Annotated in this window: 14 protein-coding genes, 1 tRNA gene and 2 pseudogenes; 8 read left to right on the forward strand and 9 right to left on the reverse strand. The window is 43.4% G+C overall.

The features are described 5' to 3' along the window. Positions 1-38 precede the first annotated feature (38 nt). Both IM507_RS10230 and IM507_RS10235 read right to left on the reverse strand, forming a co-directional pair. On the reverse strand, positions 39-962 hold the full coding sequence (locus IM507_RS10230; protein WP_002752793.1) for an alpha/beta fold hydrolase: 924 nt from the start codon (positions 960-962) through the stop codon (positions 39-41). Between the two features lie 151 nt (positions 963-1113). Further along, the gene (locus IM507_RS10235; protein ID WP_042790756.1) at positions 1114-1821 is read right to left on the reverse strand and encodes an SIMPL domain-containing protein; all 708 of its coding nucleotides are present in this window, start codon (positions 1819-1821) and stop codon (positions 1114-1116) included. Positions 1822-1987: 166 nt separating this feature from the next. Between IM507_RS10235 and IM507_RS10240 the strand changes: the two are divergent. Further along, positions 1988-2332, forward strand: a pseudogene (locus tag IM507_RS10240) (hypothetical protein); the annotation flags it as partial. 417 nt (positions 2333-2749) lie between these two features. Further along, on the forward strand, positions 2750-3352 hold the full coding sequence (locus IM507_RS10245) for a Uma2 family endonuclease (protein WP_061431455.1): 603 nt from the start codon (positions 2750-2752) through the stop codon (positions 3350-3352). Between the two features lie 120 nt (positions 3353-3472). Here IM507_RS10245 and murA read toward each other — a convergent pair whose 3' ends face one another. After that, complete coding sequence (murA, locus tag IM507_RS10250) at positions 3473-4786, reverse strand: UDP-N-acetylglucosamine 1-carboxyvinyltransferase (protein WP_123230318.1); 1314 nt, start codon at positions 4784-4786, stop codon at positions 3473-3475. Between the two features lie 191 nt (positions 4787-4977). Here murA and IM507_RS10255 point away from each other — a divergent pair. Further along, positions 4978-5061: transfer RNA gene (locus IM507_RS10255), tRNA-Leu, on the forward strand. Between the two features lie 62 nt (positions 5062-5123). Beyond that, a complete protein-coding gene (locus IM507_RS10260; RefSeq protein ID WP_287636960.1) occupies positions 5124-5912 on the forward strand; it encodes a TrmH family RNA methyltransferase in 789 nt (262 codons plus the stop codon). Positions 5913-5921: 9 nt separating this feature from the next. Here IM507_RS10260 and IM507_RS10265 read toward each other — a convergent pair whose 3' ends face one another. From IM507_RS10265 to IM507_RS10285, 5 genes are all read right to left on the reverse strand, one after another. Next, positions 5922-6971, reverse strand: coding sequence for a hypothetical protein (locus IM507_RS10265; protein ID WP_287636961.1), 1050 nt, complete (start codon positions 6969-6971; stop codon positions 5922-5924). Between the two features lie 286 nt (positions 6972-7257). After that, entirely contained in the window at positions 7258-7443 is a 186-nt protein-coding gene (locus IM507_RS10270) for a hypothetical protein (RefSeq protein WP_123230315.1), read from the reverse strand. After that, positions 7436-8011, reverse strand: a complete 576-nt coding sequence (locus IM507_RS10275; RefSeq protein ID WP_287636962.1) for a zeta toxin family protein — start codon at positions 8009-8011, stop codon at positions 7436-7438. The genes IM507_RS10270 and IM507_RS10275 overlap by 8 nt, the downstream gene beginning before the upstream one ends. Positions 8012-8154: 143 nt before the next feature. Further along, positions 8155-8643, reverse strand: a complete 489-nt coding sequence (locus IM507_RS10280) for a DUF29 domain-containing protein (protein WP_287636963.1) — start codon at positions 8641-8643, stop codon at positions 8155-8157. Positions 8644-8775: 132 nt separating this feature from the next. After that, on the reverse strand, positions 8776-9468 hold the full coding sequence (locus IM507_RS10285) for a Crp/Fnr family transcriptional regulator (RefSeq protein ID WP_002745930.1): 693 nt from the start codon (positions 9466-9468) through the stop codon (positions 8776-8778). A 476-nt stretch (positions 9469-9944) separates the two neighbouring features. Here IM507_RS10285 and IM507_RS10290 point away from each other — a divergent pair, with 476 nt between their 5' ends. After that, complete coding sequence (locus tag IM507_RS10290) at positions 9945-10133, forward strand: hypothetical protein (RefSeq protein WP_002752772.1); 189 nt, start codon at positions 9945-9947, stop codon at positions 10131-10133. Continuing rightward, positions 10118-10414 carry a type II toxin-antitoxin system RelE/ParE family toxin gene (locus IM507_RS10295; protein WP_002737690.1) on the forward strand — a complete coding sequence of 99 codons (297 nt, stop codon included), beginning with the start codon at positions 10118-10120 and terminating at the stop codon, positions 10412-10414. Before IM507_RS10290 ends, IM507_RS10295 begins: the two co-directional genes overlap by 16 nt. A 229-nt stretch (positions 10415-10643) precedes the next feature. Here IM507_RS10295 and IM507_RS10300 read toward each other — a convergent pair whose 3' ends face one another. Further along, positions 10644-12095, reverse strand: coding sequence for a GTP-binding protein (locus tag IM507_RS10300; protein WP_069474121.1), 1452 nt, complete (start codon positions 12093-12095; stop codon positions 10644-10646). Between the two features lie 201 nt (positions 12096-12296). Between IM507_RS10300 and IM507_RS10305 the strand changes: the two genes are divergently transcribed. Both IM507_RS10305 and IM507_RS10310 read left to right on the forward strand, forming a co-directional pair. Continuing rightward, positions 12297-13205 (forward strand): transglutaminase family protein, encoded by a 909-nt coding sequence (locus IM507_RS10305; protein ID WP_069474120.1) that lies wholly within the window; start codon positions 12297-12299, stop codon positions 13203-13205. Between the two features lie 345 nt (positions 13206-13550). After that, positions 13551-13667, forward strand: a pseudogene (locus tag IM507_RS10310) (Uma2 family endonuclease); the annotation flags it as partial.

Consider the following 13667-nt stretch of genomic DNA (forward strand, 5'->3'; position numbering starts at 1 on the left):
GTTGGCACTATAGGGTCAAATAATCCTATTATAAGTTTTTAGTTCGCAAATTTAACTATCGCGGCCGCGGTAAGTTCCGGTTTTTCGAGGTGGGGAACATGACCACAGCGAGGAATCCAGACCAGTTGATTATTGGGTAAGGCCTGCTGAAATATCTTCGCGTCTTTTGTGCCTAAAATTTGATCGTTTTCTCCCCAAATAATCAGCGTTTCTCGGTTTATTTGGCTTAATTTCGGCAAAAATGCCCCATAACCGCCACTTTTGGTAAAGGAGATTAAAGCCGCACTCCAGTGGGGACAATTCAGGTGCAGATTGGCACAGGTGCAAGCATCAACAGTGGCTAAAGTTGCATCAAAATAGGCAGTACGACTGATATTTTGACGCACGCGGGGATTGGCTAAAAAATTAGTTGCCCACTTATCGAGGGGAGAAAACATCAATTTACCCAAAACTGGGGGGTTAGCTAGTCCTGCGCTGTCAATCAGGACTAATTTTGCCACTATTTCCGGGTAGGAGAGGGCAAAATCTAGGGCCACTGCACCCCCCATGGAAGCACCGACTAAAATCATCGGTTTAGCGATCGCAGTTTGCCAGAAATGGTAAAGATGGCTTTTAATAGTTTTCGGAGATACTTGTAAATCTGGGTATCGCTCAGTAAAACCAAAGCCGAGCAGATCTATCGCCCAAGTTTCCCTATTTTGGGCGAGTAAGGGTAGTAAACGCCGAAATTCCAGCAGGGAACTATCAAAACCGTGTAGAAGGAGAAAAGGCGGTTGACCTTGCCCTTGTTGACTATAGGTAGTTAGAATCGATCGAGGATAGATGGGGCTATCGATGGCAATTTGTTGGATATTTTCGAGGAGAGCAAGGGAGGTATCTTCACTCAATCCCTCCCTAACAGTGGGTAGAAAGTTAGGATAATTCACGGATGAGGGCGAAAGTTTTCTAGATTTTCCGAGCATCGGTGCTGATTTTAAGCTGTTGACTATCTAAATTACTCGTTAGGACTGTCTATGAGCAGGAGAGCGAGGAGAGAGAGTTTCAGCATTTGTACTAAAATACTCAATAGGCAGTTTAAATGCAGTACAGCTTAACTGATAGCTAAAGGTTATTTTAATAGCTAATTTCGAGGGTGACAGCAGCGCGCAGGGTTTGTTCCCCTCCGATAACCGGGCTACTGGCAGCATCGGCACTCCGAAAAACCGCTTCTGAGCGGGCTATTGGTACGGGATTACTGGTATTACCCACTTGGATAGAAACCGTTTCTTTCGGCACTAAACCGAGGGCTTGTAACACGATTGTAGCCTGTTCTCTAGCTTGTTCCGTGGCTTTGATGAGAGCGGTTCTTTGGGCAGCTGCGATCGCTGACTCTCCAGCAGTAAAACTGACCCCATCGATGCGTGTTGCCCCGACTTTGACCGCTTCATCGATTAAAATACCCGCTTGGGCTATATCAATCTGAAAACTAATCAAATTAGCCCCGATATAACCGATTAAACGTCTTTGATTGTTGCTGAAGTCGTAATTGGGCTGTAAACTAATGCCGGTGGTTTCCAATTTTTCCACTTGACGGGAACGGAGAAATTTAACCACCGCATCGCTACGAGTGGCGGTTTCCCGCTGCACCTTACCCGCTTCTTTGCCTTGAACTTCTACCCCTAAGCGCACTATTGCTTGAGAAGTGGCGATATTTTCTATTCCTTCTCCCGTTACGGTAATTGTCCTCAATTCTCTTTCGTTTGCGTAACTAGGCATAACTAATCCGGTGTTGATGAGGATAAGGGACAGCAAAAAAGCCAAGCAAAATTTTCTGTAATTCATGAAAAATCCGTAGCGATCGATACTATATTTCGATTCTAGCCTTTATTTTGGGCAATTGAGTGGAAGATTATCCCTTTTCTGTCACTTTCGGAAAATCCCCGTTAACTCCAACTGCTGAAACTCTTACAGCCTTTCTCACAAATATGAAGTACAATGTTATCGATATCCTTTCCAAGAGAATTTACTGGAAATTCTGGCCAACTGGCGCAAGAGTTTGGAATTAAGAGATAATTTAAGTGCCGAAGAACAGGAGGACATTATGAACCTATCACCAGCTTATTTACAACAACGAGAAGAGTGGAAACAAGAAGGAAAGCAAGAAGGCACTTTAGAAGGACAACTATCCCTGATAAGCAGTCTTCTGGAAGGACGTTTTGGCAGCCTAGATACAGAATTATCTGGTCTGGTGGAACAGATTGCCCAACTTCCTATCTCGGAACGCACCGGGTTACTTCTTTCTCTGGCTAATTTATCTCGCTCAGAACTGTTAGAAAGATTCAGGGAAAATTAAACTTTCACTCCCCCTAAGCTAGGAAAAACTATCCCCAAGCATTAATAGAAAACGGGTTTCTCGGAGAAACCCGTTTTCTGTGCGTTACTCAACGGATTTAGTATGACAACTGATAAAAACCCCTCCAATTAATGAAGGGAAATTGTAGGATTTTATTGATGGTATTAGGAGACTTTTGTGGTTTCTTTTTCTGAAAAGACGGACAATAAAAGGAAAATACACACTTTTGTCTTTATAACTGTATTTTAAGCTACATTTTTATAAATATTTACATTCCTCTCCGTCAGGCTTCTTTGGCAACTTTAAGAGCGATCGCCTTCTATCTTTTAGTAGTCAATAATGCCGATGACAAGAGCTAAGTTAAGATTGAAGGGCATTCAGTTGTTAACTCATGTAATTCTTGAGTGGGGGTAAACGATGACGACACTACTTGTGCAAGCGACCTCGGCTCCTTTGATGATTGATCTTCCTTGGATTATGCCGATGACGGAGGAGCAGTTTTATGAATTTTGTTTAGCCAATCGAGATTTACGCATTGAACGCAGTGCTAGTGGAGAAGTGATCGTTATGCCTCCTGCTTTTTCAGATACGGGTAATCGCAATTTTAATATAGCTCTGCAACTGGGGAACTGGTCAGAACTAGATGGAACGGGGCTTGGGTTTGATTCTAGTGCGGGTTTTACGCTGCCCAATGGTGCGACTCGTTCACCCGATGCTGCTTGGATTAAATTAGAACGCTGGAATGCTTTAACAGAAAAACAAAAAGCCTCTTTTGCCCCCATCTGTCCCGATTTTGTCATTGAATTACGTTCTGCTAGTGATACAGTATCCAGTTTGCAGAAAAAGATGGAGGAATATATTGCCAATGGTACTTTATTGGGTTGGTTAATCGATCGCCAAAATCGCCAAGTCTATATTTATCGTCCCTATCGAGAACCGGAGATTTTAAATGCTCCTGAAACCATTAGTGGTGATCCAGAATTGCCGGGGTTTGTATTAGTAATGGCTAAGATTTGGTAAATGCGATCGCTGATGAAAGGTTCCGTCAATATAGAACAACTAAGCACGATTAACGCTGTTCTATATTGTTGCTCACGGGAATCCTCAACACTGATAGAACAGCGATAACTAATCATCCTGTTAAGATTGGGTCAGGGTAGCCAATTCTAAGGCTAAAGGATCAACCCGGCGTAAATTTGCCCCTAATGCTCTTAATTTACCCTCTAAATTATCGTAACCTCGATCGAGGTGATGGAGTCCCTGCACAATAGTAGTCCCCTGGGCTGCTAATCCTGCTACCACCAAAGCTGCCGAAGCGCGTAGATCCGTGGCCATCACCGGCGCCCCAGACAGGAAAGGCACACCGCGCACTAAAGCCACATTTCCTTTGACCTTGATATCTGCTCCCAGACGCTTTAATTCGGCCACATGACGCAGACGATTTTCAAAAACCGTCTCATTAACCACGCTACTGCCCTCGGCTAAAGTTAATAGAGCCATAAATTGGGCCTGCATATCCGTGGGAAACCCGGGATAGGGCAGGGTTTCCATATCGGTGGCTTTTAAGTCTCTAGGGATAATCCGGAGACGATTGGGACCATCTTCCACCACTTCCGGACCGATTTCGTGCAGTTTGGCAATTACCGAAGCTAAATGGCTAGGAATCACGGGATAAAGACTAATTTCCGAGCGGGTAATCGCCCCAGCTATCAGTAAAGTCCCGGCTTCAATGCGATCAGGAATGATACTGTAATCGGTACTGTGCAGACGGGAAACTCCCTCAATAACAATTGTATTGGTCCCAGCACCGCGAATTTTTGCCCCCATGGAAACACAAAAATTGGCTAAATCAATCACCTCTGGCTCCTGGGCCGCATTACCGAGAATGGTTTCCCCGAACGCTAAAGTCGCCGCCATCATTAAGGTTTCCGTCGCTCCCACACTGGGATAATCCAGATAAATATTCGCCCCTTTCAGACGACCATTACCCTTAACGCGGGCGTGTACCATGCCGCCATCGATTAATACATCTGCACCCATTGACTGTAGGCCTCTAACGTGCAAATCCACTGGTCTGGCCCCAATGGCGCAGCCGCCGGGGAGGGGAACTTTTGCTTCTCCTAAACGGGCTAAAATCGGTCCAATGGCAAAAAAACTGGCTCGCAACTGGGAGACGAGATCGTAGGGCGCTTGAGCTTGTTTGAGGTCTCTGCCATCAATCTCTAGTCTATCTCCGGTGTGACGGACTTGCACGCCCAAAGCCGAGAGAATTTGACTCATCCGCTCGATATCGGCTAGGGCAGGTACATTACTAATCTGGCACTCGTCGGAGCAGAGTAAAGCTCCCGCCATAATCACTAGAGCGGCATTTTTGGCACCACTGATTTTAACTTCACCCTTGAGAGAGTGACGACCTTGAATTTCTAAATAGGGATGCTCGATATCGATAGTCATAGGATCATTCATTTATCTTAGTTGGGAGTCTTGGCTAAGGCAAGCTTCGGTAAAATTAGACTGCATCTTATCAGATTTTTGAACGAATTATCGGTGATTCTACCTCGAAAAACGATTTTTGTCTTAATTATCTCAACTATCTTGACTTATGGATTGTCCGATAGTATAATAAGAGATCGTGAAAGAAAAATGCGGAACTGGCGGAATTGGTAGACGCGCTAGATTCAGGTTCTAGTGTCTGCAAAGACTTTCGGGTTCAAGTCCCGAGTTCCGCATTATCTCCCTCAAAACGTAGTTATTTAGGGCAGCCCTAGCGGGGTGAAAAATCCGATTGGCTATGATTAGCAGTGTTCAAAACCCTTTAATCAAGCAAATTCGCAAGCTACACCGCACTAGAGAGCGACAGGAGCAGAATTTGTCCTTAATTGAGGGAACCCACTTACTAGAGACGGCTTTAGCCCTGAATTGTTCCCTAGAGACGGTTTGTTATACTGAAAAGTGGCAGCAAAGACAGGGAGAATTAGCGGAGAAGCTTCAAAATCAGGCGAAACGAGTCGAGATAGTTTCCCCGGAAGTCCTCGCTTCCCTAGCGACAACGGTTAATCCCGATGGTGTGATTGCCACTATTGCCCGTGATCACCTTCATCCAGTCCCCCAAAATCCGCTACAATTGGGCTTAGTTTTGGAAAGATTGCAGGATCCGGGTAATCTCGGCACTATTATCCGCACTGCCGTGGCTACAGAGGTACAGGGTATCTGGTTAAGTCTCGATAGCGTCGAAATCGATAACCCCAAAGTGATCCGCAGTTCCGCCGGGGAATGGTTTCGATCGCCCCTGGTGGTAGAATCGGATTTATCGGCTTTAGTGAAAAAATATCAAGCACAGGGGGTAAAAGCGATCGCGACTTTACCCACAGCCACCAAAAGCCATTGGGAGATTGATTTTACCCGTCCGACTTTAATATTATTAGGCAATGAAGGAGCCGGTTTATCACCCCAATTAGCGACTTTAGCCGATGAAACGGTGAAAATTCCCCTCTTTGGTGGTGTGGAATCTTTAAATGTTGCGATCGCTACTGCTGTCATCCTCTACGAAGCTAGAAGACAATTATCGGTGAACAGTTAAAACCGACAGTTATATTGCTTCATTTTCATCGGATGATAATGCAAGCTTTTCAACGTTTACAGAACCTCCAGTAACTAACATTCCTATATCCCCGCATCGTACATCGGACTGTTTATTTGATGTTGCTGATACTAGATTAATAACGGATTTTATAAATGCCTCAAGACGTGGAAGTATAAAAAAAACAAAAATTGACAAACTGGCTAATGATAGCAAGGGAGATATAAAAATATCAATAATGTAGATAGAAGAAAAACTTGTTCCTATCAAAGGTAGCAACACAAAAGCTAAAAGACAATTCGTCAAGAAAACTCTTACCTGTTCAATGTCGTCTGCAACTTTTTTTTCTTCAATTTTGATAAAACGTACATCATCATCATTTTTAGTGTGGTGTTTGAAGTCCAGAGCTTGACTTTTCAGTCCTTGTACAATAAATCTAAATCCTAGTTTTTCTTGTGGTTTAATAACACCTATTCTAAACTTTTTCTCATGCTTGCCAAGACTGGTTTCGGTAAGTTCTTTAAGCTCCATTTCAGGTTCTATTTTTTGGGGACAGTAAAATACATCTAAGACTTCATCGATATTTGTGAATTCAAATCTTATTTCTTGATTTTTAATTTGTTGATTACCTGTATTCTCAATATCAAAAAGTGCATAAAACATATTTTGTGCTGGCTTTCCATTGTACAAGATACCAATTTTGTTCTCGATATCTTTTTCAATATTGCCAATAATTCCGCTTTTGACAAGCTTGCTATAAGAAATTTGCTTTCTTGGTTCACTTTTTTTCTTGAGTCGTTCAATAATAAAATTGGCAAGAAATCCAATTATTCCAGAAACAATTGCAATAATTATTCCATTCAATAATTCATTGGAAGTTGGAGAAGATTGGTTGCTTAAATTACTTGTTTGAGCAATTGCTTGTGAACTAGAAGCAAGAAGCAAAAATTGTGAACTAAGACTAGCAAAAATAGCAGATAAGAAAAAAATAATCGAGAACTTAACCACTCGATTCGCACTTATATCAGTTATCTTAATGGTGAGGTACGAAGTTTTCATTTTAGGTAGTCAGGAGTCGGTCGTCGATATCGAATCAGGTTACACTTCATCTTTATGAGAAACGCTGTAATAGACATCGGCCTAATATTGTATCACGACTGAAAATCTTTGGGAACCTCGAAAAATATAGTTGAGTAGATTGGATTAGCTACAGCGTAATCTTCCGTTAAAACTAAGATTAGCATCCGGGTAATCCCGCCTTAAACCTTCTAAATTGCTTATTTTTCGTTTCTAGTCTTGATAGAATTGCCGCGAATAGTGCAATTTGAGACAGTCAACCAATTTTTTACACTTCCGTTTTTTTGGCAGGTTTTGGCAGAATTTGCTCGGCTGTTAAGGTGACAATTTGGCCATCTTTGAAAATGCTGATAGACTCTCCTAAGAGGCGGTGTCTCTCAATTGCTTCTGCGATTGCGACTCTAACACCTGTATCGATTTTCTGATGCAGTTCCGTTAAGGTTGGTTCAGTCATTTTGGTTTCTGGTAATGATTCGGAAGGTGTCTGGGTTATAAATAATAGGAGGTTGATTAAATCCTAACGCAGCAACTAAGTGCGGTTCATCCCCAGAATTATCATAGATAATCCAAGTATCGCATAAAGGTAAATACAACTGCATGAGGTTATTACGTCCCCGCTCATAACGACGACGAACCACATCTTCAGGAATATTATGACCGCCACTGGCTACCCTTTTGTGAACTCTCTCTAAAGCTAATTGTGGACTTTGTAGCCAAAAATAAATAAGATTGAGCCTATAGCCAGAACTGCGACAGTCTCTCAAAAAACGGGCAAAATGTCGGGCTGCCAGGGTGCTTTCAAAGGCAAAATCTATTCCTTGGCACTTCAGTGTTATCAGTCTTTCTAACATCAACCGTCCTGCTTGGATAGCAACCGACTCAGGATTAAAAGGTGAGAGTCCGGCGGCAATTTCATCGGCGTTAACGTACTCGATAACGCCTAAAAAGTTGGGTAAAATTTTTTTAGCGACGGTGGTTTTCCCGGAACCATTGGGGCCAGCAATTAGATAAACATCAGACATGAGGGAAAAGCTCGTCCTCCAGATTATTTTGAGATAACCTCGAACTAAGTCGCTAGTTATAATTAAATTGAAGATAAATCCCCCCTTAATAAGGGGGGTTTTTGACAGTTTTTAACATCTAACTATTTAAGTATCAGTGGCTCTCAACTTTCCGTAAAAAAAGGTGAGATATCGATGGGGAACCAATCTCCGTCTAATACTTGTTCGAGGGTGAATATAGACTCTAGGGGAATTATATTTTTATCGACAATTCTCCCATCAATTAGGGTTTGTCTTGCGTCTGAATAGGCCTCCCCAAAGGAATTAATGGCATGATTTTTTAGCGTTGGGGTTTTGATCTTTTTTTTCAGTTGCACTCGAAAAGTGGCTATCTCTCCTAGCCAATGACGCGCATTTCGTTCTCTTTCCGTTGTCCAATAACTCAGTTTTAAAAGATGGATTAATAGTTGAGTTAATAAACTTTCGACAGCTTCGCGCTCGCTTTTTCCCATGCACTCTACTTCCTCGATCAGATTTTCCCAGTCCACCCTGTCAAACTCTTTTTGCTTTAAAAGTTCGGCGGTTTTTTCTGTCCAGAGAACAAAATCTTCCTCGTAGAGAACGGAGAGCAATAGCGGGGTTTGTGCGGTCATAATAGATTTCTGGGGTTGCTGATTTGTGATAGGAATCTTCTTGTGTGGGGTTTTTAAAACCTGGAGCCAAAGTAGCTTTTGCATAGAATGCACGGTTGGCAAGTAGATTGAGTCAGCAACACCGCAGAAAAATTAATTCTGACTCAAAAATAAACTGGGCAATCCGATAAGATTATCCTGCTTAAAAAAGATCGAATTTTGTTGTCGCAATTTACCGATTAATCTTGTTACTGTTACTCTGGTAGTGCCGATGGCGCTGGCAATTTGAGCGTGAGTTAGGGGATAGGGGAGATAATAGCCTTCTACACAGGGTTGACCGTATTCTTCCAATAATAGAACCAAGAACCCCATTAATCGATCGAGGGAGCGTTTTTGACCGAGAATACTCAACCAAAATAACTTACGCTGGTATTGATGGCGAAAAGTTTCCATAACAGCCGATCGCAATTGCGGCCATTGTTGTAGATCTTCCCAGTATAACCAGACTAATTCGGTCTCGTCTAGATGAGCTTGGGCTTGTAATTGAAAGGGAAATTGAGAAACAATCTCAAAAGGTTGACCTGCACCCACAAAACCGAGAAATACTTCCTCACTATCAGCAATAGGTAGTTGACGGGGAAATTTTTGGTCGATAACGTTAACTTGTGCCTTACCAACAATACGAATCGCCCCAGATTCGACAAAGTATAACAGTCCGGGGCGTGTGGCGACTTTTTCATCTTTGGCAAAGGTATGATTACGATAATGGGATTTTGCCCAGTTAAAGATTTCTGTTTCTTGACCGATTAAGGGTATAAAATCCGACGAAGGAACCGAAGAAGACATTAAAATTAATAACCCATTGGGGCGTTGAGGGAACTGTAAACTAATGTAACAAAAAATTGCTGCGATTGGGGGGGAGTCTTGTGGCCGCTCGATGCTTATTGGTCAATAATCCCTAAAAGTTGCGGAGATTGAGCAGATAGGAGAATTATTAAGTATTCTTAACAGAATACCCGCCCCAATGTTACAAAAGCGAGATAATCACCTTATCTCTTCTTAACTTTTTCTCGCTTTTCTGGGGACTATGGCATAAGATAGGATGCGTGACTATTAGTTTTCTATCTATGATATAGCGTTTCTCTTAAAGATGAAGTATAAAAAAATTTGGCATTATCTCTTGGCGACCGGCTACTGTTAACCGTTCCCTGTTCCCTAAAACCAGATACTTCATACCTCACTATTAAGATAACTGCCCATAGATGATAGTTGATAGATAATTTAAATTTATACTTTTCCTTAAAAACTTCGGTCAAACTTGTATGAATAGCATTAGACAAAAAGTGGAATCCCTCTTGAATCAATTACCAGATGATTGTTCAATTGAAGATATTCAGTATCATTTATACGTTCTGGAGAAGGTGCGTCAAAGTTTGAGCGCTGCTTCTCTAGAGAATACAATCCCCCAAGAAGAAGTTGAGGGTCTTTTAAACAAATGGCTGATCGAGTGAATTATCGCCTTGTCTGGTCGCCCAAAGCAATTGAAGACGTGGATGCGATCGCATCTTATATTAGTCGAGATTCCCCGTCCTACGCGGCGGCCGTCGTGCGTCGAATTCTTGATATAAGCTATTCTTTAGAAAATTGTCCCCTAGAAGCGAAAAAATGCGCCGAATTTAGCGATGATACCATCCGAGAAAAGTCTGCCTATGCCTACCGTCTGATCTATCAAATTCAAGGAGCAGTAGTTATTATAGCGGCGATCGTCCATAGTAAGCATTTCTTGGATTGATCGAGTCAGTGATCAGTGATCAGTGATCACTGATCAGTTATCAGTGGTCAGTTATCAGTGGTCAGATTTGAATTTTCAGTTCACAAGGGCTGAATCTAATACCAAATTTGTTAAGCTAAAAGCTTTAATTTACTCAGTTTCTAACCTTCTTTTTAGGTAGGAGAATTGCCAGATTCTTTCTGGGAGCCTATTGCCTGTTGCCTTCAGTTCACTGATTACTGATTACTGTTTACTGATCACTGAAAAGTCCCCCACCCGCCAATTTTGAGCCTAATTCCCGCTTAATCCGGTTGAGAATCGAGGTTTCATCGAGGGAATCGAGAATACTGGCTACCACTGCCTTCGGGCCATCGGGTCCCCAGGTGGCCCCATTAGCGAGATAGGTTTTCGTCACTTGGCCGATCGCATAACAGGATACACCGGCAACCCCCGCTTGAGTCAGGGCGATCGAAGTATAGGGAAGGAGAGAAATGCCGCCAGTGGCAGGAATCGAGAGGCCAAGCAGTCCTTTGAGGGAACTTAAGCCCAAAACCGCTAAAAATTCGCTGGCACTAATACCCCCCATATTGAGGGCAATTTTTTGTAAAAGAGCGATCGCCCCCCGACGAGTTAAATCGATGCCGTATAAGCGAGAAAGAGCGAGAATCATGGCCAGATCGATAACTGCCCCCGTAAACAGATCCAACACCGTCACCGGATTAAGAGCGATCGCCGATGCTTTGATCATCACTGCTTTTTGAATCAATTGATTAGCGCCGCGATCACGGATAGCCATTTTGCGGGCGACAATTTGCTCGTTTACCTCGTCCGCATACAGCATAGAATTGAGTGCTACGAGGGATTTACCCTCTCGCTCTAGAATTTCCAAAATTTTGATTTTCAGGGCTTCTATCTGGGGTTTTCCCCGAAATCGTTGCGTTTTAAGCCGCCCATCCTGCCCTTTAACCGTCTCCGCCAAGAGGGGAGAGGCCGCCACCATAACGATCTCATCGGGGGAGAGTAGTTCTTTCACCCGTTCTGAGGCGATTTTCTCATAGATAGCGAGGCGATCGACTTCCGGATACTGATCGATTTTATTAAAGACCAAAATCATCGGTTTTCCCGCTTCCCGCAACTTGGCCAGGGCGGAAAATTCCACTTTGGTCATATCACCAGAGATGATAAAAAGGATTAAATCCACCTGCTGCGCCACCTGACAGGCGAGAATTTCCCTCGTTTGCCCATCTACCTCATCAATACCGGGAGTATCAAGCAATTGCACCTGAGCATTACCCTGGCCGTTCAGGGTCAGACGCGCTAGATTGGGGAAAGTATCATCGCTGCTCAACTGCCAATTTACCCCTTTAATGGTGCGGGTAACTCCGTGTAGAGGACCGGTTGTAAAGATTTCTTGACCGACCAGAGCATTTAAAATCGAGGATTTTCCCCGGCCCACCAGACCAAAAGCGGCAATTTGAATCAGGGAGCGATCGAGTTTTTCCAGCAGGGCCACTAGGCGATCGATCTCCGCTTCTAGACCAATTTTCTCGATCGAGGTAAGATCCAGACGCTCAACAAGTTTGCCCAGAGAATTGCGTGCCTGATTATAGTTGAGTTCTTCTTGAATAGTGCCGACACCTCGAAGCGCTTGTTCTAGGTCTTCGGTATTCCAAGCTTGATCGAGGAACGGGTCAGAGGTCATTTCAGTTATCAGTTATCAGTTATCAGTTATCAGTTATCAGTTATCAGTTATCAGTTATCGGTTATCAGTTGTCAGTGATTAAGTGGGTGGGTGTTAAAAATTGTCAGATACCCCCCTTATTAAGGGGGGATTAAGGGGGGATCAAGGGGGGAACCATCTTCAATTTAATTATAACCAGCTACTTTATTAAGGATAATCAGGATGAGTGTCATCTACGACTTGGAACACATCACCACCTATCATTATCGTAAACCGGTAACTTTTGGGGAACATCGGGCGATTTTTTTGCCTAGTGCCGGTCACGGTGAAAGAATTATCAGTTATTCTGTAGAAGCGAATATTGCCGCCAAAACGCGCTGGACTATGGATACTCTATCTAACAATGTGGTAGGGATTGAATTTGCTGAACCAGCGTCAGAATTAATCGTTACCTGTCGATTACGGGCTGAACATTTTGGCTTAAAAGCGATCGCTGATTTTCCCCTCGCTCAACGGGCGATCGAAATTCCCATCCAGTACACCCCCGATGAATGGTTAGATCTAGTGGTGTTTATGCGTCCCCACGCTGAGGATGCCGACGGCAGCTTGGCAGCTTGGGCCAAAAGTTTTGTAGCGGGGGACCAAGATAATACCCTCGATGCCATGGCAAGAATGATGGCCGCTATCAAAGATAATTTTACCTACCAATCCAGGGAGAGTGAAGGAACTCAATCCCCCGGAGAAACCCTGCGGCTAAAGTCGGGAACTTGTCGCGATTATGCTTGGTTGATGATCGAAGCTTTGCGAAGATTGGGTTTAGCCTGTCGTTTTGTCAGTGGCTATCTCTACGATGCTGCCCTCGACGGTGGTGAAGTGGGGATGACTGGCTCTGGTGCTACCCATGCTTGGTTACAGGTTTATCTACCGGGGGCCGGTTGGCGTAATTATGATCCGACTAATCAAATTACCGCCGGCTTTGATTTAATTCGAGTGGCGATCGCTCGTCATCCCGGTCAAATCATACCTCTTTCCGGTTCTTGGTTTGGTGATGCCGATGACTTTTTGTCTATGGATGTTAAAGTGACCATTCGCAAGCTGGGGACGCTGCCGGATTTTGATCCGAGGGAATAGGTTGAATTATCGGGTTTTTCCTTGACTGGCGATTTTCCAACTAATCCTACTTGACCCAGGGTAAGCGCATCTTAACAATCCTTGACAAAAGGGACTTGATGTGAGTTACTTACCCAGAGAGCGATTCAGGCATATTTGATCAGAATTGGCTATCTCAATTGTTAAGCAAAAATCGACCAAATGGGTCGATTTCGTAGCTATTCTGATTGACTGGTAACACTTGAAATGCCCACGCGGATCACAAAATTGGCCAATTGTCAATAGCATTTGAGATGCTCTCACCCTGTACTACTACTGACTCATAGCTGTTATAATTAGATCAATGTCCCAGCCAGGGGAAAAACTATGACAACTCTCGACATTTTACCAGAAGTTACCTGTCCCCCCACGGATTTATGGAGTGATGAACCACCCTTGGAAAGTGATTTACACCTGCAACAAATCATAATTCTACTCAGTTGT

This window comes from Microcystis sp. M20BS1, assembly GCF_020245305.1.
Classification (GTDB): domain Bacteria; phylum Cyanobacteriota; class Cyanobacteriia; order Cyanobacteriales; family Microcystaceae; genus Microcystis; species Microcystis ichthyoblabe_A.

Bases quoted from the DNA above. Each gene is read 5' to 3' on its own strand.
- IM507_RS10230 (WP_002752793.1), bottom strand. From the start codon at position 962: ATGCTCGGAAAATCTAGAAAACTTTCGCCCTCATCCGTGAATTATCCT.
- IM507_RS10235 (WP_042790756.1), bottom strand. From the start codon at position 1,821: ATGAATTACAGAAAATTTTGCTTGGCTTTTTTGCTGTCCCTTATCCTC.
- IM507_RS10245 (WP_061431455.1), top strand. From the start codon at position 2,750: ATGACGACACTACTTGTGCAAGCGACCTCGGCTCCTTTGATGATTGAT.
- murA (WP_123230318.1), bottom strand. From the start codon at position 4,786: ATGACTATCGATATCGAGCATCCCTATTTAGAAATTCAAGGTCGTCAC.
- IM507_RS10260 (WP_287636960.1), top strand. From the start codon at position 5,124: ATGATTAGCAGTGTTCAAAACCCTTTAATCAAGCAAATTCGCAAGCTA.
- IM507_RS10265 (WP_287636961.1), bottom strand. From the start codon at position 6,971: ATGAAAACTTCGTACCTCACCATTAAGATAACTGATATAAGTGCGAAT.
- IM507_RS10270 (WP_123230315.1), bottom strand. From the start codon at position 7,443: ATGACTGAACCAACCTTAACGGAACTGCATCAGAAAATCGATACAGGT.
- IM507_RS10275 (WP_287636962.1), bottom strand. From the start codon at position 8,011: ATGTCTGATGTTTATCTAATTGCTGGCCCCAATGGTTCCGGGAAAACC.
- IM507_RS10280 (WP_287636963.1), bottom strand. From the start codon at position 8,643: ATGACCGCACAAACCCCGCTATTGCTCTCCGTTCTCTACGAGGAAGAT.
- IM507_RS10285 (WP_002745930.1), bottom strand. From the start codon at position 9,468: ATGTCTTCTTCGGTTCCTTCGTCGGATTTTATACCCTTAATCGGTCAA.
- IM507_RS10290 (WP_002752772.1), top strand. From the start codon at position 9,945: ATGAATAGCATTAGACAAAAAGTGGAATCCCTCTTGAATCAATTACCA.
- IM507_RS10295 (WP_002737690.1), top strand. From the start codon at position 10,118: ATGGCTGATCGAGTGAATTATCGCCTTGTCTGGTCGCCCAAAGCAATT.
- IM507_RS10300 (WP_069474121.1), bottom strand. From the start codon at position 12,095: ATGACCTCTGACCCGTTCCTCGATCAAGCTTGGAATACCGAAGACCTA.
- IM507_RS10305 (WP_069474120.1), top strand. From the start codon at position 12,297: ATGAGTGTCATCTACGACTTGGAACACATCACCACCTATCATTATCGT.